Source organism: Nonomuraea sp. NPDC049480, assembly GCF_044465905.1.
Classification (GTDB): domain Bacteria; phylum Actinomycetota; class Actinomycetes; order Streptosporangiales; family Streptosporangiaceae; genus Nonomuraea.
Window position 1 is genome coordinate 185,080 of record NZ_JBITMD010000017.1, and the last position, 21,189, is coordinate 206,268.

The following is a 21,189-nucleotide window of genomic DNA, read 5'->3' on the forward strand; positions in this document are numbered from 1 at the left end:
GTTCAGGATGCCGGAAGGGGGACGCATGGTTGGATACCGCAGTCCGTCGCCGTCTCCCTGCTCGAGGAACATCTGGCGCACTGCGTCGCCGAAGCCGCCGCCAAAGCGGTCCCGAGGCGCAGGCCAAGGTCAAAGAGGCTTCCGACGCCATCGCACGGCTTGTCCGTTCCTGACGAACACCACTGGAAAGGGTTGATTCACATGGCTACCGCTACCTACACCGTCAAGGGCATGACCTGCGGCCACTGCGTCAGCTCGGTGAAGGAAGAGGTCGGCGAGGTCGCCGGCATCACCTCGGTGGAGGTGGACCTGGCCGGCGGCCTGCTGACCGTTGACAGCGACGAGCCGATCGACGCGGCGAAGATCGTCGCCGCCGTCGAGGAGGCCGGATACGAAGTGGCGAATCAGTCATGAACGCCGCCACCAAGCTCGGCGCTTACGTCCTGGGGCTGGCCGTCGTCTTCGGCGGCGCCCTGGGCGCGGGGCGGGTCGTCGGCCCGGCGGCCGCCCCGCCGCCGGCCGAGGACCACAGCGCCATGGCCCCCGCCCAGCAGGCCACGGCCGACGGCCATGGTGACACGCACGGCGGCGCCACACAGCAGACGACGCAGCAGACGACGCAAAGCGATACCCCTGGGGGGCTCCAAGTGTCCGACAACGGTTACACCCTCAATCCCTTGACCACGATCAAGGCCGGCGAGCCGGCCGATTTCCGCTTCACCGTGACGGGGCCGGACGGCAAGCCGGTGACCGACTACCAGGTCGAGCACGACAAGAAGCTGCACTTCATCGTGGTCTCGCGGGATCTGTCGACGTTCCAGCACCTGCACCCGGTCGAGGCCGGCGACGGCGTGTGGTCGGTGAAGCTGACCCTGGACGACCCGGGCGCCTACCGCGCCTTCGCCGACTTCGTCCCGGCCGGAGGCAGCGGCCTGACGCTGGGCACGGATCTCCTGGTCGCCGGTGACTACGCGCCCAAGGCCTTGTCCGAGATCAGCCGCACGGCGAAGGTGGACGGCTACGCGGTCACGTTGACGGGTGACCTGATCCCCGGCCAGTCCAGCAAGCTCACGTTGAGCGTGAGCAAGGACGGCGAGCCGGTGACGGATCTCCAGCCGTACCTGGGTGCCTACGGTCACCTGGTGGCGTTGCGCGCGGGTGACCTGGCGTACCTGCACGTGCACCCGGACGGCGAGCCGGGCGACGGCAAGACCGCGGCGGGGCCGGAGATCACCTTCTACGCCGAGGTGCCGAGCGGCGGCGACTACCGGCTGTTCCTCGACTTCCAGCACGCAGGCAAGGTCCGCACGGCGGACTTCACCGCCCAGGCCGGGGCCGGGCAGCCCAAGCCGATGGCCGAGCCGAGCGCGAGCCCGTCCCACGGCAACCACACGCACTGATCGCAGGACGCGGAGAAGGAAGAGGTGATGTCCTCCATAACCGCGGGCCGGCCACGCCGACCGCGCTGCTGGACCGGCGGCGGGGATGACCTCAGCCCAGGGTGTGCAGGGTGCGAGGAGACGCGGGCTCGGCGCCGTGGATGCCGGATAGATCATTCAGCAGCGGCTCGGCGTCGCGGGCGGTCTTCAGCATGTGCGGATCGAGTTCGGCGGTGATCACAGCGGGTGCGTCGGGGCCGGCTTCGGCGAGCAGGCGCCCGTCCGGGCCCCAGATGGCGCTCGCCCCGCAGGCGTCCCAGCCCCCCGTTCGGCCGATGTGGTTGGCCAGCAGCGTGTGGCAGGTGTTGTCCAGGGCGCGGGCCGGGAACCAGGTGCGGGACTCGTGATAGCCGACTCCGACGCTGAACAGGCCGCCGACCAGATAGGCGTGGCAGCCGTCCAGTGCCGCCGCGCGGGCGTGCTCAGGGAAGCCGGCGTCGTAGCAGATGCCCAGGCCGAGCCGCCATCCGTCGAGTTCGAGCGTGCAGCCGGTGGTGCCGGCGCGGTAGATGTCACGCTCGGTCCTGAACAACGCCTGCTTGTCGTACCGTGCGACGAGGTCGCCGTTCGCGTCGATCACCAGGGCCGAGACGTACAGATCACGCCGGTCGTGCATGGCAGCGCCGACGATTGCGACCGTGCCGGTTCCGCGGCAGGTTTCTGCGATCGGGTCGAGCCGCGGGTCGCCGGGCTGTACGGCGCGGCGTTGGGGATCGGCCCGGATGAGGCCGGGTTCGTACCCGCTGAGGAACTTCTCCGGAAACACCACGAGCCGGGCTCCGTCCTGGGCGGCCTGTCCGACCATGGCCGCCGCGGTGACCGCGTTGGCTTCGACGTCACCGGCCACGGCCTGGGCCTGAGCGGCGGCGATCCGGATCGGTCTGGAAGGAAGCGGATACACGGGTGGCTGATCTGAACGCTCTGCCATGGATCTTCAGCTCCTCCTGAGTGACCGATCGTGAACCTGTCACGGCGCTGCTTGGTTGAGGCCGCTTTCGTACGCGAAGATCACGGCCTGGACGCGGTCGCGCAGGCCGAGCTTCATGAGGAGCCGCTTGACGTGGGTCCTGATCGTCGATTCCTCGACGACGAGCGCGGCGGCGATCTCACGGTTGGACAGGCCCCGGGCGATGAGGGCGAGGACCTCCCGCTCGCGCGGCGTCAGCCCACCCAGCCTGGACCGGTCGGCGAGATCGGGGATGGGCTGGCGGGCCATGCGGTCGACCACGCGGCGGGTGACCGACGGCGACAGCAGCGAGTCGCCGGCGGCGATGGTGTGCACGGCGGCGATGAGCTCCTCGGGCCGGGTGCGTTTGAGCAGGAAGCCGGAGGCGCCGGCGCGCAGCGCGCCGAAGATGTAGTCGTCCTGCTCGAAGGTGGTCAAGATCAGCACCCGCACCCCGGGCGCGGCGCGCGACAGCTCGCGGGTGGCCGCGATGCCGTCGAGATCGGGCATGCGGACGTCCATGAGCACGACATCGGGCGCCAGCCGGCATGCCCGATCGACCGCCTGCCGCCCGGTCGCCGCCTCTCCGACGATGTCGATCGTCGGGTCGTTGGAGAGCAGCTCGGTGAGCCCGGCACGCATCAGGTCGTCGTCGTCGCTGATCAGCACCCGCGTCATGGACGGTGGCCTCCGTCGGGGATCCGGCCGCGTACGCGGAAGACGTCGCCGGCGCGCTCGACATCGAGACTACCGCCGAGCAGGGTCGCGCGTTCACGCATGCCGATCAGCCCATGCCCGCCGGTGCGGCGGCGGACGCCGTTGACGCGCACGGGGTTGGTGACGGTGAGTCCGACGTCGGTCTCGCCGTAGGTCAGCTCGATGCGGGCGCTGCCGGCGCCGTGGCGGGCCGCGTTCGTGAGCGCCTCCTGCAGGATCCGGTAGACGGCCTGCTCGGCCGGGCCGCCGAGGGCCGGCGGCGGGCCCGAGGGGTGCAGCGTGACCCGCAGCCCCGCCGCCTCGTGGTGCGCGATCAAGCCGTCCAGGGACGCGAGTCCGGGCGGCGCCTCGTCGCCCGGACCCTCCGTGCGCAGGGTGCCGACGATCTGGTCGATCTCCCCGACGGTCTGCCGTGCCAGATCCTCGATGGCCTCGAGCGCCTGGAGCGAGCGGCCGGGATCTTGGTGGTGCCGCAGGCGGGCCGCGCCGGCGCGGACGGCTATCACGCTGATGGCGTGGCCGGCCGAGTCGTGCAGGTCGCGGGCGATGCGGGCGCGTTCCTCGGCGGTGGCGAGCAGTCGCTCGCGCTCGGCCTCGCGCTCCGCGCGCATGGCGCGGGCCCGCAGCTCGGCGATCTGCTCACGGCGCAGCCGCGTCCGCTCGCCGGCGAACCAGGCCACCACCCAGGCGAGCGGAGTGAGGGACAGCGCGGTGACGCCGGGAGCGTCAGGGGCCGCCGTCACGGTCGCGCCCAGATGGGCAAGGCCCAGACCGCCGACGACGGCCGTGGTGCGCCAGGTCCAGGGGTCGTGCCGAGCGCGGCTGGCGGTGAGCAGGTAGAGCGCGGCGCCAGGGCCGAGCACCAGCGTGGAGTGATGGCCGAGGGCCGAGAACAACGTGCCGGCCGCCGCGGTGACCGCGAACACGCCGAGCGGGAAGCGCCGCCAGGCCAGCAGCGGCAGCGCCGAGCAGCCCACCAGCACCAGGGCGAGCATATCGATGTCGCCGGATCCGGTGCGGGGCGGTCCTGTGCCGCGGTGGGGGAGGAGCCCGAGTCCGTGGGCCAGCAGCGTCAGCGACCCGATGAGCACGGCGATGGTGAGCGCGACGTCGAACAGCGTCCCCCAGAGGGGCCGGGCCGCGAAGAGCCGATACGCGCTGGTCTTCGAGGGCACGAGCCACACGCTACCGCCGCGCGCGCCGATGGGAGTCCCCCTGCCGGATGAACCGTGTCCACGCCATGGGGACGCGGATGTTCTCCTCGCGGGGTGACGCGCCACCTCGCCCGCCTTGTGTGGACTGGTCCCATGCCACCGACGCCACGTGGCGGCACGCCGGCGCTCGAACCTGTCACGAACCAGCACGAAAGGACGACCGACATGACCGACTCGCCCTCCGCCCACGACCCCGGTGTGACCCACGACCGCGGATCGCCCCCGCGTATGCCCCGCTGGGTGAAGGCAGCCGTGATCGTCGTCGGCGTCCTGCTCCTGCTGTTCGCCGTGATGCGGATCACCGGTCTCGGCGGTGAGCACGGACCCGGACGGCACAAGCCGGCGGGAATCGGCCTCACCGATCAGCGGGGTGAGGCGTGACGCTGCCACCCGGCCTCCGCAAGGCCGTGCTCATCACGCACGTCACCTGCTCGGTCGGCTGGCTGGGCGCGGTCGCCGCCTACACGGCGCTCGACATCGTGGCGGTGACCAGCCAGGAGGTCGCGACCGTGCGCGGCGGGCATCTGGCCATGGACCTGATCGTCTCGTACGTCATCGTCCCGCTCGCCCTGGCGGCGCTGGTCACCGGCCTCCTGCAGTCGCTGGGAACACCGTGGGGCCTGTTCCGGCACTACTGGGTGCTGGCGAAACTCCTGCTCACGGTCGTCGCCACCGCCGTCCTGCTGGCGGAGACGCGGACGGTGGCCGCCATGGCCGAGTACGCCGCCTCCGGCGCCGATCCCCGCGCCATGCCCGGGACGCTGCCGCATTCCATCGGCGGCCTCGTCGTGCTGCTGCTGATCACGATCCTGTCCGTGGTCAAACCACAGGGCTTGACGCCGTACGGGTGGCGTAAACGGCAGGAGCGCCGGCGGACGAAGCCCGGGGGCCGCATGCCGGTCTCGGGCTAGACGAACTTCCAGGGGGCATGATTTCACCATCACCGCCTCCGCGATCTGTGCCGGCCACCGGGCCGGTCACCTGCTCTTCGGGGACTGCGCGCCCGAGTGGCCCGGACATGCCTGAGCGTGCACGAGGTGGCGACCGACCCGAGCCGGAGCGATCTGGCGCCGTCGATGCAGTCACAGCCCGGGGGACCGGCTGAACCGGCGCACAGTGAAGAGGTACCTGGAGGCCGGCGGACCGGCGGCTCCTCCAGCGGCAGCGGCGCGGACAATGGCGTTAGGCTCGCCCGCGGACTCAGGGGCGTCCCAGCGTGGGCCGTCACCTGTTGATCGACGACTTGGAGAAGTAGATGAGCAGCGCCGACACGGTCATCGCCGTGCTCCGTACCGGGCACGACAATCTTGCCGGACTGGTGTCCGGGTTCAGCGACGAGGACCTGGCCCGGCCGTCCGGCGCGGCCGAGTGGGACATCTCGCAGGTACTCAGTCACCTGGGCAGCGGCGCGGAGATCGCGCGGGCAGTCGTCCAGGCCGCTCTCGCCGGCGAGCCGAGCCCCGGCCATGACTTCAACCAGGCCGTCTGGGACAGGTGGAACGCCATGACCCGGCGGGAGCGCGCCGGCGGTTTCCTGCAGGCGAACGAAAACCTGACCGCGCTCTACGAGTCGCTGGACATGGGCACCCGCGAGAAACTCCGCATCGACCTGGGTTTCCTGCCCGCGCCGGTAGACGTGGCGAGTGCAGCGCGGATGCGCCTCAGCGAGTTCGCCCTGCACTCGTGGGACGTTCGCGTCGTCTTCGACGAGCACGCCACGCTGGCCCCGGATGCCACGGCGGCTCTTCTGCACGGGGCACCTGACCTGCTCGCCTGGCTCGGCAAGGCGGACGAGCTCGACGGCCGGCGACTGGTCATCGAGGTGACCACAACCGAGCCCGCGTCCGTCTTCGCGCTGAGCCTCGAGGCGCCGATCAGCGTGGACTTCGACGTTCCGGAACGGCCCGACGGCACGCTCACCCTGCCCGCCGAGGCCTGGCTGCGGCTGGTCGCCGGCCGGCTCGCGCCCCGACACACCCCCAGTGGCGTGGTCGCGGCGGGCGCTGCCGACCTCCACCTGCTGCGCCGGGTCTTCCCCGGCTACTGAGCAACATGTCATAGGTCAGGCGCTGCCACGCATCCTGGTGGCCTGGGGTGACGATGAATCGGCATTGGCCGCTGCCCCGGGCCTTCCGGGCTCGCGCCCACGCGCCTGCACACCGCTTCTCGTGCGAACGCCCACGTCCAGCCTGGTCGATCACGTACGACGAGACCCACGGCAACGGGCCCTCGCCTCGCCCTGATCGCCGGAGCACCCGGCACGGCGGACTTGAGCCCACCTGCGCTGATGGGCGCTCGTGGCTAGCGGACCTCGGCCGCGCCGAAGGCGAGCCACCCGAGATCGCTGAAACCCGCTGCCTCGGCGACCGCGGCGGAGGCGCGGTTCTCGGGGATGTGCATGTAGGTGGGGACCGCGCCTTCGTCCCGCACCCGCCTGGCGGCCTGGGCGATGAGCCGGCGTGCCAGGCCGCGGCCGCGTGCGTGGGGGGTGGTCACGACGGCGAGCTCGTGCCCGTAGGCGTCGTGCCGTTTGACCCCCACCCCGGACAAGTGCTCACCGGTGGCCGGATCCCTGGCGACCAGGACGTCCCCGCCGAAAGGCCGCAGCCAGTCGGGAACCTCCGGATCAGCGGCGGGTACCCAGACCCCGGCGTCGGGAAAGGGGGCGGGGCGGGTGGTCCACCGATAGACGGCGGTGAACCAGCCGAGCTCGGGAAAGCCGACCAGGGCGGGTATCCGTGGTCCCAGTGAGGCGAGGTCCTTGTCCTTGGCGTACTGCTCCGCCACGGCCGCGGCGTGCTCGGGCGGGACCGACAACACGCCGCCCTCGGGGCTCGCGACTCCGATGGCCGGGTGGATCTTGCCGTCCCAGCCTGGGCGGCCGCGCCCGGGCGTGCCGATGACGTCCAGCCCGGGAGCGGCGGGCCGGCCGCCGAGCCAGCGGGACAGGTGCTCCGCGAGTCGTCGCTCCATCGTCTTCCTCCATATACCTTAGGGGGGTATAGTACATCGACGGACCTCGAGGAGGACACATGCGACGTCTGACCCCGCTCGATCCCGCTGACGCGCCGGAAAAGTCCAGGGAGTTGCTGAACGACATCATCGGCAGGAGGGGCGGCGCGGGCGACATGGTCGCCACCATGGCCCACTCGCCCGCGCTGCTGCAGGGCTACCTGGACCTCTCGCGCGCCATGAAGCGCGTCAAGCTGCCGCGCGCGCTCAGCGAGAAGATCTCGCTCGCCGTCCAGGAATGGATCGGATGCGGCCTCTGCCGTCAGGCGCACGCCGAGGCCGGGCGCGCGGCCGGGCTCAGCGAGACCGACATCGCGCTGGCCCGGCAGGGCACGTCCACCGACGCCAGGGAGGCGGCACTCATCGCCCTGGCCGTGCGCGTGCTGGCCGAGCCCTCCTCGATCACCGATGAGGACGTCGCGGAGCTGCGCGCGCACGGCTGGAGCGACCGGATCGTGGCGGAGATCGTGGGCGTGGTCGCCCTCAATCTCCTGACCGGCGCTTTCAACCTCCTGGCGGGCTTGGAACCGGCGGAGCAGACCTCGTAGGCGTCGGCCGCAGGACATGAAGGTCAGGCCCGCCGGTAGCCGGGCAAGGACATCATGCTTCCGGTGAGCTCCAGTCTGTACGGCGAAGCCGTCGGCGTACGAGACGATCATCCGGTGCCCGGCCGGTCGGCCCCTCGGCGTTCCACGGCAGATGTCGTCCGCCTGCCTGCTGGGGGAGTGCCGCCAGGACTTCCGTTCCGATGGCCGAGGTGAGCCCGATCTCCACGCGGGCCCGCCGTGATCAGGGGGCCATCGTCCACAGCATGACCGACATGCTCGACGCCATCGCGAGATGCGCGGTGAACGCGGCGTCCGCCGAGGCGTCCGCCCCCGGCCTGCGGCGGTGGGTTCCGGCGCTCAGCGGAGCCGCCGCCCGGCCGGGGGACTGAGCCCTCGCCCAGAAGGACGCGGTCATGTACACCAGCAGGTCGACGACACCGTCCAGCATGATGAGCAGGCGGTGGATCACGCGGCCGGGCCGGCCGATTTTCCCGCCCGTCCCGGCGATCGATCGCCTCTCGCCCCGCAGCCACGTCCATATGGAGGCCGCCATGGACAGCAGGAAGTACAACGCCAGCGCGGCGAAGGCACCCGGCCAGAGGGAGCCGGCGCCCGCCGACGCGTGAGCGGACGTATGCGCGCCGGCCGCATGAGCCGCCATTCCCGGCGCCGGCCCCATGTGCGAACCCATGTCCATCGCGGGCATTCCGGCCATGGAGGGCAACCCGAGCGCGAGAGCGGCCCCGGCGGAAGAAGCAGGCGCGGCCATCAGCGCCATGATGACCATCACGCTGCTCGCGAGCACCTGATGGACCCAGTGGACTCCGTGCCGCCAGCCATGACGGAGGGCGTGACGCGTCGCGGCCGCCGTGCTCCCCAGCGCGGCGAGTGCGAACGCGGCGGCCCACCAAAGCCCGGACTGCCCGAACGAGCCGGCTGTCGCCGGCAGGCTCATCAAGGCCATGCCGATGGCCATGAGCAGCTCGATCCCGGCCGCGTACCGGCTCCAACCCCTGGCGGAGACCAGCCGGAGCGCGCTGAGGGCTCCTGCCACGACCGCCACCAGAGCCGTCAACCAGCCCATCGCCACCTCCGCGTCGGCGTTCTCCCCCGGGACGGGCCGCCGCGTCCTCCGAAATGTCCGAGATGTGGTGCGCTTCGCGCCGCACTGACAGACTCGGGCCGCGACCGTCCGCTCAAGTGAGTACTACGCACTGACGTAGGAGGTGGTTCAGAGGGAAGGGTCGGCGCTCCAGCGCTGGCGCCTGAGCCGCCAGTACTACTACCCGCAATCATAGAGACGATGGAGTGGCCGCCGGCGAGGGCTCCCCCGTCCGAATCCGCCATCGGCGCATCCGGGATCAGGTAAAGAATTGGATACGGAAACCCTTGCCCAGCAAGGGATTTCGTTGAGTTCTCCCCTGAATCACCGGAATCTGATTTGCACCGCTCTATGTGAATTACTTACCTTTGAGAGCTTGAGGCGCACGACCAGGTCCCTCTTGGGGATGTGCGCCCATCACCGAGACCGTGTTCTACCTGCGCCGGCAGCGTGCCCGCAGAGTAGCGCGGCCGCCGAATCCGCGAAAAGAGCGGAACCGGGAACCCAATTTCGCCGGGGTGAATCGGAATGCCCGCAGGGCCGCTTCCGTAGGGCACTTCCACGCCCGAACCCGTCAGCTAACCCGGTAGGCGGCATGGAAGCAAGGAGCAAACCCCAGCATGACCAAGACCGTACTTTCCCATGCCCTCACGCCCGCCAACGGCCTGCGCCTCCTCATGGGAGCGACCGTGGCCGCCGGCGCCCTGTTCACCGCAACGCCCGCCTTCGCCGCCGACCACCAGGGCGACCGCGCGACAGGTGTTCAGGCCGCCGCGAAGAAGCCCGCCCAGATCACGGCCGACACCGTCATCAAGATCGCGGAGTCCCAGGTGGGCGTGACCGAGAACGCGGCCGGCGGCGGGACACCCTTCCACGCCTGGTACATGGCCTCGCAGCGCGCCAAGGAAACCGTGGCCCGCGACGGCGGCAGCATCCAGGCCTACGCGAACGCGCCCTGGTGCGCCATGTTCGTCTCCTGGGTCGGCGAGAAGGCCGGCGCCAGGCCCACCGTGGGCTGGGACGCCTACACCATCACCTACGCCAAGTGGTTCGAGAAGAACGGCCACTGGGGCACCCAGGCCAAGCCCGGCGCCGTCGTCTACTTCTCCTGGGACGACAAGAGCATCGACAGCATCGACCACGTGGGCCTGGTCAAGAAGGACAACCAGGACGGCACCGTCACCACGATCGAAGGCAACACCGGCAACGGCAAGGTCGAGGAGCGCATCCGGCCCACGTCCCAGATCGTCGGCTACGGCTACCCGCAGTACAAGGCCTGACGAGCGCAGGACCCGAAGACGGCCTGGTGGATGCGACGTTCTCTGCCCGCCCAGGCCTCTCGCGCCGCACGTACTTCTGGATCTTCCCGGTGGAGGTCTTCGGCAGTTCCCCGAACTCCACCACCTTCGGCGCCTTGAACCGCGCCCGCCGCGCCCGCACGTGATCCATGATCTCCGCAACGGTGGCCGTGGCGCCGTCGGCCGGCATCGACAGCACCGTCGGCGCGCCTTCCAGGTGCGTGACCCCTCGGCCCGGATGGGACGGCGTGACCGCCCGCGGCTCCGCCCCCGCCGGCAGCGCCTCGTGCGGGTGTTGATCGCCACCAGCGGGCGGGGTCCTCACCCGATCATGATCGCCGCCGGCCGCCGTGACCACTCGGTGAACGCCTCGTCGCCGACCCAGGCCGTGTACCGGTCCATCCCCATGGCGGTGATGAGCACGCCGGTCTGGGTCTCCTGGGCCGTCAGCGCACGGACCTTGCGTGCCGCCGTCTCGGTGTCCAGCACCAGGTCGACCGCCAGCCGATGGGCGGGTGTCGTGATCGGGTAGCCGGAAGCGTAGATGCCCAGGCTCTTGCTCAGCTCGCTCCAGCGTGAGGCCCGCCGTTCGGCGACGGTGGCGTGCAGCAGCCGCGCCCCCGGCGGGGCGGAGAGTTCGAAGGCCGCGGTGGTCCAGGCCGACACCGTCTGGTGGTCCAGGTGGCCGGTGATGCCGTCCGGGCCGAAGGTCAGCACGGTGTCCGGGCGAACCCGTCCGATGACGTCGCACAGCCGCGCGATCGCCTCGGGCGCGGGAGCCGCCGCGGGTCGCGGTCACGCACACCACCCGCGATCCGTGGTCGCGAGCCATCGCCATCAGACCGCCCGACAGGTACGCCTCGTCGTCGGGGTGCGCCCAGACCCCGAGGACCGCCCCCAGCTCCGCGACATCGATCATGACCGTCCCTCGCCTTCCGCAGGCATCCGATCGTGGAAGGACGACCTCTCAGAGCGCTGTCACGACGCTGTCAGGCGCCCGTCAGACGACACCGCGGGAGCGCTGAGACGCCTGCGCGGCCGCTCCCTGCGCGGCCGCTCGCCACTCGGGCGCGAGCACGGACCAGATCTCTACGTCATGCCGCTCGCCCCGGTGCGGGTAGCTCTCCCGCAGCATCCCCTCCTTCGTCATCCCGAGCCGCCGGGCCACGGCGATGCTGCCCTCGTTCGCCGCCGAGACCCGCCACTCCACCCGATGGACGCCCCGCTCCTCGACGGCCCAATTGATGATCACGCGCGCGGCCCTGGTCACCAGCCCCTTGCCCACGGCCGACGGCTCCAGCCAGCAGCCCGCCTCGGCGGTGCCGTGCTCGACGTCCATCGTCCGGAAGAGCACTCCGCCGACCAGCTTGCCGTCCGCCCAGATGCCGTGGATCCGCCCGGTGTCGGCCGCGGCCTTCTCCGCGTACGACTGCAGGAACGAGCGGCTCGACTCCAGGTCCGTGACGTTGTCCGCGAGCGGGATGTACTGCCCGATGAACTCCCGCCCCCGGTCCATGTGCGCCAGGAACTCCCCGGCCCGCCACGGCTCCAGCGGACGCAACTCGGCACCGTCGTCCCCCAGGGATATCGCGTACATCCTTGCCCTCCACGGTCAGAACGGAAATTCAGTCGACGGCCACGGCGGCCGCTGCCACCATGGGCGTGATGTACCGAGCGTAGAAGCACCTCGATCACCGCAGGCGACGGGCCCGGAGCCACACCGGCCCGGCATGGCGGCCATCGCCCTGTCCACGCTGTTCGTCATCGGCAGCGCCCTTGGCGTGCGCTGCCTGCCACCGAACGAATGTGATCGAGGTGCGGGCGTCCAGGAACGCCCGGAAGAGGACTCTTCATGAAACTTCACGAGTACGCGCGGTACGACGCCGTAGGAATCCGGAATCTGATCAAGGCGGGCGAGGTCACCGCCGACGAGGTCGAGGCGGCGGCCCGGCAGGCACTGGCCGAGGCGAACGCACAGGTGAACGGCCTGGCGCTGCCGGTGTTCGAGCCGGCGCTCCACCACGCCGGCGACGGGCCGTTCGCCGGGGTCCCGTTCCTCATCAAGGACCACGGGCCGGTGGCCGAGGGCGTGCCGTTCTTCATCGGCAGCCGGAGCCTGCCGGGCATCGTCCCCCAGCATGACACCGACCTGATGACCCGCTTCCGTGCCGCGGGCCTGGCCACCCTGGGCCTGACCACCGCACCGGAGCTGTGCGTCAGTTTCTCCACCGAACCGGCCAGGTACGGGCCCACCCGTAACCCGTGGGACCTGGACCGGGGCGTGGGCGGTTCCAGCGGTGGCGCGGCCGCCCTGGTCGCCGCCGGGGCCGTGCCCGTCGCGCACGCCAGCGACGGAGCCGGCTCCATCCGGATCCCGGCTTCCTGCTGCGGGCTGGTCGGGCTCAAGCCGAGCCGGGGCCGCGTCCCCTGCGGACCGGACACGGGGGAGCCGATGCTCGGCATGGCGTACGAGTTCGCCCTGACGCGCACGGTCCGCGACGCCGCACATCTCCTGGACGCCGTCCAAGGACCCGGGGTCGGTGACAAGTACACCGCGCCGCCGCCGCGCCGCCCGTACGCCGGCGAGCTCGGGACCGATCCCGGGCGGCTGCGGGTGGCGGTGACCACCGATACTTGGTCGGGCACGACGGTCGACGGCCAGGTGGCCGCGGCGGCGGCCCGCGCCGGGCAGGTGCTGGAGGAGATGGGTCATGTCGTCTCCGCGGCGGGCCCGCACGTGGACTGGGACGACGTCATGCGGGCCTGGGTCGCCGAAGGCGTCGCGATCTCCTCCATGCTGCTGCTGGCCCCGCGAGAGCCCGACCCGGCCCTGATGGAGGCGGTCTCCAGGCAGTTCATGAAGGTGGCCAGGGAGTACAGCGCGCTGGACCTGCTGGCCGCCTTCAACGCCCAGAACCGGGTGACGCGGTCGGTGAGCGCGTTCCTCACCGAGTACGACCTGCTCGTCACCCCGGCGCTCGGCCGTCTCCCGGCACCGCACGGCACCCTGCGGTACGACGACCCCGGCCACACCGTGATCAGCTGGCTGGAGTCCCTCACGGACTACGGGCCGTTCACGGTGGTGTTCAACATCACCGGTCAGCCGGCGATCAGCCTGCCGCTGGGCACGAGTGAGGACGGGCTGCCGATCGGCGTGCAGATCGTCGCCCCCTACGGGCGCGAGGATCTGCTGTTCCAGGTCGCCGCCCAGCTGGAACAGGCCATGCCCTGGAAGGACCGGATCCCGCCGGTGTTCGCCGGGAGGCGCTGACGGGGGAGACTCAGGCGGACGTGGCATGCTCCTCGATCACGTGACCCAGTATGGGGCGGTACGGCCGGGTACCCCATAGAAAGTCATGGATCAACGGGCGGATCCGGAACGGAGCAGCCATGACCCGAACGGTGGCCGCGCCGACGGCGTGGACGCGAGACACCCTGCGCGAGGAGGACTGGCTGATCCGGCTCGGCGGCGGACGGATCCCGGACGCCGAGGCCCTGGCGGGCCGGGTCGTGGTCGCCCTGAACCAGGGCCCCGGGCTGATCCTCCTGCGGGGCTGGCCGGGCGACGACCTCGACGCGCTGTACCACGGCTTCGGCGGCCTGCTCGGCACGCCCCGGGCGGGCGGCCCCACCCTGGTCACCCGGGCGGCCGCCGCCCAGGAGCGCGGTGGCATGAGCGACAGGGAGCTGGCCTTCCACACGGACCGGGCGGGCCCGCCCGGTCCGCCGCGGCTGCTGGGGTTGTTCTGCGTACGTGCCGCCGCCCGCGGCGGCGACTCGCTGCTGGTCAGCGGCCACTCCGTCTACAACCGGCTGGCCCGGGACCATCCCGCCGCGCTCGCGGAGCTGCGGCAGGACTTCCACTTCGGCGCCGGGCCCGGCTTCGACCGGGTGTACCCGGTGTTCCGGTGGGAGCGCGGCCGGCTGCGCGTCCAGTACAACCGCTACTGGATCGAGCGCGGACAGCGGGAAGCGGGCAAGCCGCTGAGCGCCCGTACGCTGGCCGCGCTGGACGCCTTCGACGGCGTCCTGTCCGACCCCGGGATGGTCGTCCGCTGCCACCTCCGGCCCGGCGACCTCCTGATGCTCGACAACAACGTGATCCTGCACGGCCGGACGGAGTTCACCGATTCCGGCGCGCCCGGCCATGGCCGCTGCCTGGCCAGGCTGTGGGTGGACTGAGCCGGGCTTCAGCCCGGGAGCGCGTCAACGACGCAGGGACAGCTCGTCGACGATGGCCTCGGCCAGTTTCGCGGCGCTGGGTGCGTACTGGCGGGCCAGGGAGCGGAACAGCTTCTCGGCGCGGATCGCCGGCCAGTCGGCGGGCAGGTGCTCGGCCGGGAGGTGCGGGTCCTGGCGGACGAGCTGGAGCCAGTCGGTGTGCAGGATCAGCTGCCTGGCCAGGTCGTCGGCGGCGGACTGGAGCGGGTGCGGGGTGTCCCAGCGGTGGAGGAAGGTCCGGTAGCGCTCGGCGATCTGGTCGGTGTCGAACGCCTTGCGCACCAGGTCGGCCGACTCCGTCGGCTTGAGCGCCCGCGCCTGGAGCACGGTCACGTTGTCGCCCAGCGCGAGCGGGGCGAGCATCGCCTCGATGTCCTTCGTGCCCGGAGCGATCCACAGTCCGCCCTGCAGCAGCCCGAATCCGGACCAGATGAGCTGGGAACGCAGGTCGTGGCGGGTGCTGCGTTCGCTGCCCGGCAGGGAGAAGCCGACGAGGGTCCAGGTGCCGTCCCAGTCGCGGTTGACCGCGCCGGTCTCCCAGATGCGCCTGCGCCCGTCGTCGAGCACCTGGACGGCGTGTGGGGTGAGCCCGAAATAGACCTTCTTGCCCTGGCGGTGCCTGGTCAGCAGGTTGCGCTTGGCCATGCGGGTGAGTGTGGAGCGGACCGCCTCCTCCGAGACGCCCAGGCGGGCGAAGACGTCGATGACGCTGCCCGAGTAGACCGCGGTGTCGCGTTCCAGCACGTAGATGCCGAGAAAGCTGAACATCAGGGACTGCGGGCGCGCCGATGGCATCTGCGGCTGATCGTGCCCATCCTCGCGCTTCACAGGCAAGAGCGTAGAGGAGCCGAGATGGTGGGCAAAATCGTGACGATAGTCGTCAATGTGCCCGATGTTGAGAGAGCCTGCCGCCGGCGGTCCCCGTCGCGGCGAGTCCCCGCGCGGACGGCGACCTGCCGGGGAGGCGCTGCTCGCCCAGGGGTATGCGACGGGCAGGCATGGGTTGGAGCGGGTGCGAATATTGGGCACATCTTTGACCTAGGTCATGGAAGTGCCTTACATTGGCGAAGTCGGCAGGATCCTGTGTTGTTTGGGGTGGAGAAATGGATTTGTCGGGCAAGGTGGCTGTGGTCACCGGAGCCGGTCGCGGTCTCGGGCGGGCGTACGCCGAAGCTCTCGCCGCCGCCGGCGCGGCCGTGGTCGTCAACGACGTGGACCCCGGAGCGGCCACCGAGGTGGCCGAGGCGATCGCCGCCGCGGGGGGCAAGGCCGTGGCCGAGGCGGGCGCGGTCGGCGGGAGCCAGGTCGCCGAGCGGCTGGTGGACACGGCGGTCAAGGAGTTCGGCCGGCTCGACGTGATGGTGACCAACGCCGGCATCCTGCGCGACCGCGTGTTGTGGAAGATGTCCGACGAGGACTTCGACGCGGTCGTCGAGGTGCACCTGCGCGGCACGTTCACCTGCGCCCGCGCCGCCGCCGTGCGCATGCGCGAGCAGGGCGAGGGCGGCCGGCTGATCCTCATCTCCTCGCCGGCCGGCCAGCGCGGGAACTTCGGCCAGACCAACTACGCCGCCGCCAAGGCCGGCATCGTCGCGATGGCCCGCACCTGGGCCATGGAGCTGGCCCGCTCGAACGTCACGGTGAACGCCGTCGTGCCCGTCGCCGCCACCGAGATGACCAAGACGATCCCGGTCTTCGCGCCGGTCCTGGAGGAGGCCGAGCGCACCGGCGGCCCGCTGCCGGAATGGCTGCGCAAGGACGAGGGCCTCGGCACGGTCGAGGACGTGGCCGGGCTGATCGTCTACCTCGCCTCGGACGCCTCAGGAGGCGTCACCGGGCAGGCCGTCGGCATCGGCGGCGACAAGCTGGCCCTCTGGTCGCACCCGGCCGAGAAGGCCGTCGCGTACGCCGACGGCGGCTGGAGCGCCGACGCCATCGCCGCCTCCTGGGAGTCCACGGCGGGCGCCGAGCCGGAGACGTACGGCATCCCGGCACCCAAGGGGCCCTCGTCGTGAACCCGAAGGAGATGGACGTCGACGAGCTCGTCGCGATCGACGTCCACACCCACGCCGAGGTCTCCAAGGACGGGCACGGCTCGCTCAGCCCGGCGCTGTTCGGGGCCTCGGAGGAGTACTTCGGCTCCCACGAGCGGCCCACGATCCCGCAGATGGCCGCCTATTACCGGGAGCGGAAGATGGCGGCGGTGGTGTTCACCGTGGACGCCGAGCACACCACCGGCCATCCCCGCATCTCCAACGAGGAGATCGCCGAGAGCTGCGCCGAGCACCCCGACGTGCTGATCCCGTTCGCCAGCGTCGACCCGTGGAAGGGCCGGGCGGGCGCGCGGGAGGCACGCAGGCTCGTCACCGAGCACGGCGTGCGCGGCTTCAAGTTCCACCCGAGCATCCAGGGCTTCGACCCCAACGACCGGATGGCGTACCCGCTGTACGAGGTGATCGAGGAGCTGGGCGCGGTCGCGCTGTTCCACACCGGCCAGACCGGCATCGGCGCGGGCGTGCCGGGCGGCGGCGGCATCCGGCTGAAGCACTCCAACCCGATGCTGGTCGACGACGTGGCCGTGGACTTCCCGCACCTGAAGATCATCCTGGCCCACCCGTCGTTCCCCTGGCAGGACGAGGCCCTCGCCGTCGCCACGCACAAGCCGTACGTCCACATCGACCTGTCCGGCTGGTCGCCGAAGTACTTCCCGCCGCAGCTGGTCCGCTACGCCAACTCGCTGCTCAAGGACAAGGTGCTGTTCGGCTCCGACTACCCGGTGATCACGCCGGACCGCTGGCTGGCCGACTTCGCCAAGCTCGACATCAAGCCAGAGGTGCGGCCCAAGATCCTCAAGGACAACGCCGCACGCCTGCTCGGCCTCACCCCCAAGGACCCCAAGGAGCTGCCATGACGACCATCGCGAACGGCCTGGAGGAGCTGAAGGCGCTGGCCGGGACGGACCTCGGCCGCAGCGACTGGCTGGAGATCACCCAGGAGCGGGTGAACACCTTCGCCGACGCCACCAACGACCACCAGTGGATCCACGTGGACCCGGAGCGGGCGAAGGACGGGCCGTTCGGCGGCACGATCGCCCACGGCTACCTCACCCTGTCGCTGCTCATCCCGCTGTTCAACGAGCTGCTCGACATCCAGGGCATGAAGATGAGCATCAACTACGGGCTGGACAAGGTCCGCTTCCCGAGCCCCGTCAAGGTGGGCGCCAAGATCCGCCTCGCCGCCACGGTCGCCGAGGTCGCGGACGTGCCCGGCGACGGCGTCCAGATGCTGCTCGACTTCACCGTGGAGATCGACGGCGCGGCCAAGCCCGCGTGCGTCGCCCGTGCCGTCTACCGGCACTACGCCTGATCCACCCGATCTGAGGAGCCCCCCACTCATGTCGAACCCCGTCCAGCTGCGCCGCGCGGTGGCGTCGAGTTTCCTCGGCAGCGTCATCGAGTACTACGACTTCCTGCTGTACGCCACGGCCTCCGCCGTCGTGTTCAGCAAGGTCTTCTTCTCCAACCTCGACCCGCTGGCCGCCACGGTGGCCAGCCTCGGCACGTTCGCCACCGGCTACCTGGCCAGGCCGGTCGGCGGCGTCGTGTTCGGCCACTTCGGCGACCGGCTGGGCCGTAAGCGCATGCTGGTGCTGACCATGGTCCTGATGGGTGTGGCCAGCTTCCTCATCGGGGTGCTGCCCACGTACGAGCAGGCCGGCGTGCTTGCTCCGATCGCGCTCGTGCTGCTCAGGCTCGTGCAGGGGATCGCGGTCGGCGGCGAGTGGGGCGGCGCGGTGCTGATGTCGGCAGAGCACGCCACCGGCCGCCGCGGCCTGTGGGCGAGTTTCACCAACGCCGGGGCGCCGTTCGGCATGGTGCTGTCCACGGGCGCGCTGAGCGGCACCGCCGCCGTCCTCGGCAACGAGGCCTTCCTGGCGTGGGGCTGGCGGGTGCCGTTCCTGATCAGCATCGTCCTGCTCGCGATCGGCCTGTTCGTCCGGACGCGCGTGGAGGAGACGCCGGTGTTCAGCGCCGCCGTCAAGGAGGCCGCCAAGGAGAAGGCCTCCCGGTCCCCGCTGATGGACGTCCTGCGCGACCACCCCAGGACGCTGCTGCTGGGGGTCGGGGTCGGCCTGGCCGCGTTCGTGGCCCAGGGCACGCTCACCACCTTCCTCATCGCGTACGGCGTGCAGGCCGGCTTCGAGCGGCAGGCCGTGCTGAACGGGCTGACGCTGTCGTCGGCGCTGGCCGTGCTCGGCATCCTCGGCTGGTCGGCCCTGTCGGACCGGGTCGGGCGGCGGCCGGTCGTCGTCACCGGCGCGCTCATCATGGCGGTGTTCGCGTTCGCCCTGTTCCCGCTGGTGGACAGCGGCAGCGTGGTGCTGCTCACCGTCGCCCTGGTCCTGGGCCAGTCCGTCGTCCACCCGATGATGTACGGGCCGCTCGCCGCCCTCTACACCGAGCTGTTCAGCACCCGCTCCCGCTACACCGGCGCGTCGCTCGGATACCAGCTGGCCGGGCTCGGAGCCGGGCTGGCGCCGGTGCTGTTCGCCCAGATCCTGGCCGCGAACGCCGGCGGCGGGACGCTCGTCGTCTCGGCGGTCATCGCCGCCGCCTGCCTGCTGGCCGTGGCCTGCACGCTGGCGCTCAAGGAGACCAGCCGCGGCGACCTGGCGGACGCGGCGACGGCACCTGATGCGGTCACGGGCGCCACCCGCGCCCCTTCGTCCTGACAGGAGAACCACCCCCATGCAGAACTCCGGGATTGGCGGCTGGCCGGCGCGGCGGGCCCGGATGACGCCGGACCGCACGGCCTTCGTCTTCGGCGCGCGCTCGCTGACGTACGCCGAGGTCCACGAGCGCGTGACGCGGCTGGCGGCGCGGCTGCGGGACAGCGGCGTGCGCGCCGGGGACCGGGTCGCCTACCTCGGCCCGAACCACACCGCGTTCGCCGAGACCATGTTCGCCACGCACGTGCTCGGCGGGATCTTCGTGCCGCTGAACTTCCGGCTCACGGCGCCCGAGATCGACTACATGCTCGGTCACTGCGGCGCCAAGGTCCTGATCCACGCGCCGCAGTGCGCCGGCGTGGTCGAGGCGCTGGCGGGCACCGCGGCCCTGGATGAGATCGTGGCGCTGGAGGACTACGAGAGCTGGCTCGCGCAGGGGGACCCCATGCCGATCGACGTGCCGGTGAGCCAGGACGACCCCGCGCTCATCCTGTACACGTCGGGCACCACCGGCAGGCCCAAAGGCGCCACGCTCAGCCACGCCAACCTGGTGTGGAACACCTACAACATGCTCATCGGAGTGGACGTCGCCGGCGACGAGACGACGCTGGTCAGCGCCCCGCTGTTCCACGTGGCGGCGCTGAACCAGACGCTGCTGCCGACGTTCATCAAGGGCGGCCGTTCGGTGATCATGCCGTCGTGGGACGTGGACGCGTGCTTCGACCTCGTCGAGAAGCACGGCGTCACGTGGATGTTCGGGGTGACCACGATGTTCGCCGCGCTCGCCCGCTCGCCGCGCTGGGCCCGCGCGGACCTGTCCTCGCTGCGCACGCTGATGTCCGGGGGAGCGTCGATCCCGCCCGCGCTGATCCGCACCTACCAGGAGCGGGGCCTGGTGTTCTGCCAGGGGTACGGGCTCACCGAGACCTCGCCGGGGGCGACCTTCCTGGAGGCGAGCGAGAGCGAGCGCAAGGCCGGCTCGGCAGGCGTGCCCGTCTTCTTCGCCAACGTCCGGGTCGTCCGGCCCGACCTCACCGACACCGGGCCCGGCGAGCCCGGCGAGGTCCTCATCCAGGGTCCGAACGTCACCCCCGGCTACTGGAACGACCCCGCGGCCACCGCCGCGTCCTTCGCCGAGGGCGGCTGGTTCCGCTCCGGCGACGTCGCCACCCTCGACGAGGAGGGGCATCTGTACATCGTGGACCGCGTCAAGGACATGTACATCTCCGGCGGCGAGAACGTCTATCCGGCGGAGGTGGAGGCGGCCCTCTTCGAGCACCCGGCGGTGGCCGAGGCGGCGGTGATCGGCGTCCCCGACGCGACATGGGGGGAGACCGGGCGCGCGTTCGTGATCGCCCGTCCCGGCCACGCCGTCACGGAGGAGGAGCTCCAGGACTACCTCCGGGCCCGTCTGGCCAAGTACAAGATCCCCCGCTACGTCACGTTCGTGGACAACCTGCCGAAGACCGGCTCGGGTAAGATCCAGAAACTCAAGCTCCGCGATCTGTCCCTAGGTGGACGAGGCGCGTAGGAAAAAAATCTACCTGTAGTGAACTCAGGCGCCCGGCCACGGGTGGCGGGCTCATCCGCACCTGGTGGCGGGAGCGGTCCACCAAGACCTTCCGAGCGGCGCCGCGAACGCGGTCCCGCATGTGGCGGGCCACGGCTCCTGGCACCTCATCCACCTGGTCGCGGTGCCGGGGATCGCCCTGTGGCCGGTGGGGCTTCGCCGCGTTGGCCGCCACACTGGCCGACGGCATGAGCCGGGCGCTCGGCCACGTCGCCACCGGATCGCGGAGGCCGTCTACCGGATTCTGCAGGGCACGTTCGTGGCCTACATCATCTGGCTGATCGGCGTACCGTTCCTGATCATGGGGTCGCGGTCGCCGTCGGCCGCGCCTACGCGCGGTGGCGCGGGCCCGGCGGGCTCGCATCAACGGCCGGCGCTGCGGTCCTGAGGAGG

At 71.1% G+C, this 21,189-nt stretch carries 23 protein-coding genes, 1 pseudogene and 1 riboswitch; of the genes and pseudogenes, 15 read left to right on the forward strand and 9 right to left on the reverse strand.

Annotation, left to right across the window (positions count from 1 at the left end; all coding sequences use genetic code 11):
* The first annotated feature begins 201 nt into the window (after positions 1 to 201).
* Together ACIBX3_RS38905 and ACIBX3_RS38910 are read left to right on the forward strand one after the other, a co-directional pair.
* Positions 202 to 414: a heavy-metal-associated domain-containing protein gene (locus tag ACIBX3_RS38905; protein ID WP_397125551.1), complete on the forward strand. Its 213-nt coding sequence runs from the start codon at positions 202 to 204 to the stop codon at positions 412 to 414.
* Positions 411 to 1,400 (forward strand): hypothetical protein, encoded by a 990-nt coding sequence (locus tag ACIBX3_RS38910; RefSeq protein WP_397125552.1) that lies wholly within the window; start codon positions 411 to 413, stop codon positions 1,398 to 1,400. The genes ACIBX3_RS38905 and ACIBX3_RS38910 overlap by 4 nt, the downstream gene beginning before the upstream one ends.
* Positions 1,401 to 1,491: 91 nt before the next feature.
* On the opposite strand, the gene ACIBX3_RS38915 is transcribed toward ACIBX3_RS38910, so the two are convergent.
* Genes ACIBX3_RS38915 through ACIBX3_RS38925 form a run of 3 tightly spaced genes read right to left on the reverse strand, consistent with a single transcriptional unit; the run spans position 1,492 to position 4,277 of the window.
* Positions 1,492 to 2,367 carry a carbon-nitrogen hydrolase family protein gene (locus ACIBX3_RS38915; RefSeq protein WP_397125553.1) on the reverse strand — a complete coding sequence of 292 codons (876 nt, stop codon included), beginning with the start codon at positions 2,365 to 2,367 and terminating at the stop codon, positions 1,492 to 1,494.
* A gap of 39 nt (positions 2,368 to 2,406) precedes the next feature.
* Positions 2,407 to 3,063, reverse strand: coding sequence for a response regulator (locus ACIBX3_RS38920; RefSeq protein ID WP_397125554.1), 657 nt, complete (start codon positions 3,061 to 3,063; stop codon positions 2,407 to 2,409).
* On the reverse strand, positions 3,060 to 4,277 hold the full coding sequence (locus ACIBX3_RS38925; protein WP_397125555.1) for a sensor histidine kinase: 1,218 nt from the start codon (positions 4,275 to 4,277) through the stop codon (positions 3,060 to 3,062). The genes ACIBX3_RS38920 and ACIBX3_RS38925 overlap by 4 nt, the downstream gene beginning before the upstream one ends.
* A gap of 204 nt (positions 4,278 to 4,481) precedes the next feature.
* Between ACIBX3_RS38925 and ACIBX3_RS38930 the strand changes: the two genes are divergently transcribed.
* The 3 genes from ACIBX3_RS38930 to ACIBX3_RS38940 all read left to right on the forward strand — a co-directional run bounded on the left by ACIBX3_RS38930 (position 4,482) and on the right by ACIBX3_RS38940 (position 6,363).
* Complete coding sequence (locus ACIBX3_RS38930; RefSeq protein ID WP_397125556.1) at positions 4,482 to 4,697, forward strand: hypothetical protein; 216 nt, start codon at positions 4,482 to 4,484, stop codon at positions 4,695 to 4,697.
* The gene (locus ACIBX3_RS38935) at positions 4,694 to 5,227 is read left to right on the forward strand and encodes a hypothetical protein (protein ID WP_397125557.1); all 534 of its coding nucleotides are present in this window, start codon (positions 4,694 to 4,696) and stop codon (positions 5,225 to 5,227) included. Before ACIBX3_RS38930 ends, ACIBX3_RS38935 begins: the two co-directional genes overlap by 4 nt.
* A gap of 344 nt (positions 5,228 to 5,571) precedes the next feature.
* The gene (locus ACIBX3_RS38940) at positions 5,572 to 6,363 is read left to right on the forward strand and encodes a maleylpyruvate isomerase family mycothiol-dependent enzyme (protein ID WP_397125558.1); all 792 of its coding nucleotides are present in this window, start codon (positions 5,572 to 5,574) and stop codon (positions 6,361 to 6,363) included.
* 254 nt (positions 6,364 to 6,617) lie between these two features.
* Here the strand turns inward: ACIBX3_RS38940 and ACIBX3_RS38945 are convergent, their stop codons facing one another.
* Entirely contained in the window at positions 6,618 to 7,289 is a 672-nt protein-coding gene (locus ACIBX3_RS38945; RefSeq protein ID WP_397125559.1) for a GNAT family N-acetyltransferase, read from the reverse strand.
* Positions 7,290 to 7,348: 59 nt separating this feature from the next.
* Here ACIBX3_RS38945 and ACIBX3_RS38950 point away from each other — a divergent pair, with 59 nt between their 5' ends.
* Positions 7,349 to 7,876 (forward strand): carboxymuconolactone decarboxylase family protein, encoded by a 528-nt coding sequence (locus ACIBX3_RS38950; protein ID WP_397125560.1) that lies wholly within the window; start codon positions 7,349 to 7,351, stop codon positions 7,874 to 7,876.
* Between the two features lie 241 nt (positions 7,877 to 8,117).
* On the opposite strand, the gene ACIBX3_RS38955 is transcribed toward ACIBX3_RS38950, so the two are convergent.
* Positions 8,118 to 8,960 (reverse strand): hypothetical protein, encoded by an 843-nt coding sequence (locus ACIBX3_RS38955; protein ID WP_397125561.1) that lies wholly within the window; start codon positions 8,958 to 8,960, stop codon positions 8,118 to 8,120.
* A 479-nt stretch (positions 8,961 to 9,439) separates the two neighbouring features.
* Positions 9,440 to 9,586, forward strand: a riboswitch (cyclic di-AMP (ydaO/yuaA leader).
* A gap of 12 nt (positions 9,587 to 9,598) precedes the next feature.
* Here ACIBX3_RS38955 and ACIBX3_RS38960 point away from each other — a divergent pair.
* On the forward strand, positions 9,599 to 10,258 hold the full coding sequence (locus ACIBX3_RS38960) for a CHAP domain-containing protein (RefSeq protein ID WP_397125562.1): 660 nt from the start codon (positions 9,599 to 9,601) through the stop codon (positions 10,256 to 10,258).
* Positions 10,259 to 10,597: 339 nt separating this feature from the next.
* Here the strand turns inward: ACIBX3_RS38960 and ACIBX3_RS38965 are convergent, their stop codons facing one another.
* The 3 genes and pseudogenes from ACIBX3_RS38965 to ACIBX3_RS38975 all read right to left on the reverse strand — a co-directional run bounded on the left by ACIBX3_RS38965 (position 10,598) and on the right by ACIBX3_RS38975 (position 11,873).
* The gene (locus ACIBX3_RS38965; RefSeq protein ID WP_397125563.1) at positions 10,598 to 10,993 is read right to left on the reverse strand and encodes a hypothetical protein; all 396 of its coding nucleotides are present in this window, start codon (positions 10,991 to 10,993) and stop codon (positions 10,598 to 10,600) included.
* Between the two features lie 52 nt (positions 10,994 to 11,045).
* Positions 11,046 to 11,195 (reverse strand): annotated as a pseudogene (locus ACIBX3_RS38970) (PIG-L family deacetylase); the annotation flags it as partial.
* Between the two features lie 81 nt (positions 11,196 to 11,276).
* Positions 11,277 to 11,873, reverse strand: a complete 597-nt coding sequence (locus tag ACIBX3_RS38975) for a GNAT family N-acetyltransferase (protein ID WP_397125564.1) — start codon at positions 11,871 to 11,873, stop codon at positions 11,277 to 11,279.
* Between the two features lie 255 nt (positions 11,874 to 12,128).
* On the opposite strand from ACIBX3_RS38975, the gene ACIBX3_RS38980 reads away from it, so the two are divergent.
* Together ACIBX3_RS38980 and ACIBX3_RS38985 are read left to right on the forward strand one after the other, a co-directional pair.
* The gene (locus ACIBX3_RS38980) at positions 12,129 to 13,547 is read left to right on the forward strand and encodes an amidase (RefSeq protein ID WP_397125565.1); all 1,419 of its coding nucleotides are present in this window, start codon (positions 12,129 to 12,131) and stop codon (positions 13,545 to 13,547) included.
* 119 nt (positions 13,548 to 13,666) lie between these two features.
* Positions 13,667 to 14,458 (forward strand): TauD/TfdA family dioxygenase, encoded by a 792-nt coding sequence (locus ACIBX3_RS38985; protein ID WP_397125566.1) that lies wholly within the window; start codon positions 13,667 to 13,669, stop codon positions 14,456 to 14,458.
* A gap of 24 nt (positions 14,459 to 14,482) precedes the next feature.
* Here ACIBX3_RS38985 and ACIBX3_RS38990 read toward each other — a convergent pair whose 3' ends face one another.
* A complete protein-coding gene (locus tag ACIBX3_RS38990; RefSeq protein WP_397125567.1) occupies positions 14,483 to 15,325 on the reverse strand; it encodes a PaaX family transcriptional regulator C-terminal domain-containing protein in 843 nt (280 codons plus the stop codon).
* 275 nt (positions 15,326 to 15,600) lie between these two features.
* On the opposite strand from ACIBX3_RS38990, the gene ACIBX3_RS38995 reads away from it, so the two are divergent.
* The 6 genes from ACIBX3_RS38995 (at position 15,601) to ACIBX3_RS39020 (ending at position 21,184) form a co-directional block, all read left to right on the forward strand.
* Positions 15,601 to 16,512 (forward strand): SDR family oxidoreductase, encoded by a 912-nt coding sequence (locus ACIBX3_RS38995; RefSeq protein WP_397125568.1) that lies wholly within the window; start codon positions 15,601 to 15,603, stop codon positions 16,510 to 16,512.
* An 11-nt stretch (positions 16,513 to 16,523) separates the two neighbouring features.
* Positions 16,524 to 17,408 (forward strand): amidohydrolase family protein, encoded by an 885-nt coding sequence (locus ACIBX3_RS39000; RefSeq protein WP_397125629.1) that lies wholly within the window; start codon positions 16,524 to 16,526, stop codon positions 17,406 to 17,408.
* Positions 17,405 to 17,863 (forward strand): MaoC family dehydratase, encoded by a 459-nt coding sequence (locus ACIBX3_RS39005; protein WP_397125569.1) that lies wholly within the window; start codon positions 17,405 to 17,407, stop codon positions 17,861 to 17,863. The genes ACIBX3_RS39000 and ACIBX3_RS39005 overlap by 4 nt, the downstream gene beginning before the upstream one ends.
* Positions 17,864 to 17,891: 28 nt before the next feature.
* Positions 17,892 to 19,229: an MFS transporter gene (locus ACIBX3_RS39010; RefSeq protein ID WP_397125570.1), complete on the forward strand. Its 1,338-nt coding sequence runs from the start codon at positions 17,892 to 17,894 to the stop codon at positions 19,227 to 19,229.
* Positions 19,230 to 19,245: 16 nt separating this feature from the next.
* Positions 19,246 to 20,757 carry a long-chain fatty acid--CoA ligase gene (locus ACIBX3_RS39015; protein ID WP_397125571.1) on the forward strand — a complete coding sequence of 504 codons (1,512 nt, stop codon included), beginning with the start codon at positions 19,246 to 19,248 and terminating at the stop codon, positions 20,755 to 20,757.
* Positions 20,758 to 20,821: 64 nt separating this feature from the next.
* Entirely contained in the window at positions 20,822 to 21,184 is a 363-nt protein-coding gene (locus ACIBX3_RS39020; protein ID WP_397125572.1) for a hypothetical protein, read from the forward strand.
* Positions 21,185 to 21,189: the final 5 nt, after the last annotated feature.

Coding starts and splice junctions, on each gene's coding strand:
- ACIBX3_RS39005 (WP_397125569.1), top strand. CDS start 17,405: ATGACGACCATCGCGAACGGCCTGGAGGAGCTGAAGGCGCTGGCCGGG.
- ACIBX3_RS38915 (WP_397125553.1), bottom strand. CDS start 2,367: ATGGCAGAGCGTTCAGATCAGCCACCCGTGTATCCGCTTCCTTCCAGA.
- ACIBX3_RS38975 (WP_397125564.1), bottom strand. CDS start 11,873: ATGTACGCGATATCCCTGGGGGACGACGGTGCCGAGTTGCGTCCGCTG.
- ACIBX3_RS38955 (WP_397125561.1), bottom strand. CDS start 8,960: ATGGGCTGGTTGACGGCTCTGGTGGCGGTCGTGGCAGGAGCCCTCAGC.
- ACIBX3_RS38985 (WP_397125566.1), top strand. CDS start 13,667: ATGACCCGAACGGTGGCCGCGCCGACGGCGTGGACGCGAGACACCCTG.
- ACIBX3_RS39000 (WP_397125629.1), top strand. CDS start 16,524: ATGGACGTCGACGAGCTCGTCGCGATCGACGTCCACACCCACGCCGAG.
- ACIBX3_RS39010 (WP_397125570.1), top strand. CDS start 17,892: ATGTCGAACCCCGTCCAGCTGCGCCGCGCGGTGGCGTCGAGTTTCCTC.
- ACIBX3_RS38910 (WP_397125552.1), top strand. CDS start 411: ATGAACGCCGCCACCAAGCTCGGCGCTTACGTCCTGGGGCTGGCCGTC.
- ACIBX3_RS38940 (WP_397125558.1), top strand. CDS start 5,572: ATGAGCAGCGCCGACACGGTCATCGCCGTGCTCCGTACCGGGCACGAC.
- ACIBX3_RS38930 (WP_397125556.1), top strand. CDS start 4,482: ATGACCGACTCGCCCTCCGCCCACGACCCCGGTGTGACCCACGACCGC.
- ACIBX3_RS38945 (WP_397125559.1), bottom strand. CDS start 7,289: ATGGAGCGACGACTCGCGGAGCACCTGTCCCGCTGGCTCGGCGGCCGG.
- ACIBX3_RS38980 (WP_397125565.1), top strand. CDS start 12,129: ATGAAACTTCACGAGTACGCGCGGTACGACGCCGTAGGAATCCGGAAT.
- ACIBX3_RS39015 (WP_397125571.1), top strand. CDS start 19,246: ATGCAGAACTCCGGGATTGGCGGCTGGCCGGCGCGGCGGGCCCGGATG.
- ACIBX3_RS38960 (WP_397125562.1), top strand. CDS start 9,599: ATGACCAAGACCGTACTTTCCCATGCCCTCACGCCCGCCAACGGCCTG.
- ACIBX3_RS38905 (WP_397125551.1), top strand. CDS start 202: ATGGCTACCGCTACCTACACCGTCAAGGGCATGACCTGCGGCCACTGC.
- ACIBX3_RS38950 (WP_397125560.1), top strand. CDS start 7,349: ATGCGACGTCTGACCCCGCTCGATCCCGCTGACGCGCCGGAAAAGTCC.
- ACIBX3_RS38920 (WP_397125554.1), bottom strand. CDS start 3,063: ATGACGCGGGTGCTGATCAGCGACGACGACGACCTGATGCGTGCCGGG.
- ACIBX3_RS38995 (WP_397125568.1), top strand. CDS start 15,601: ATGGATTTGTCGGGCAAGGTGGCTGTGGTCACCGGAGCCGGTCGCGGT.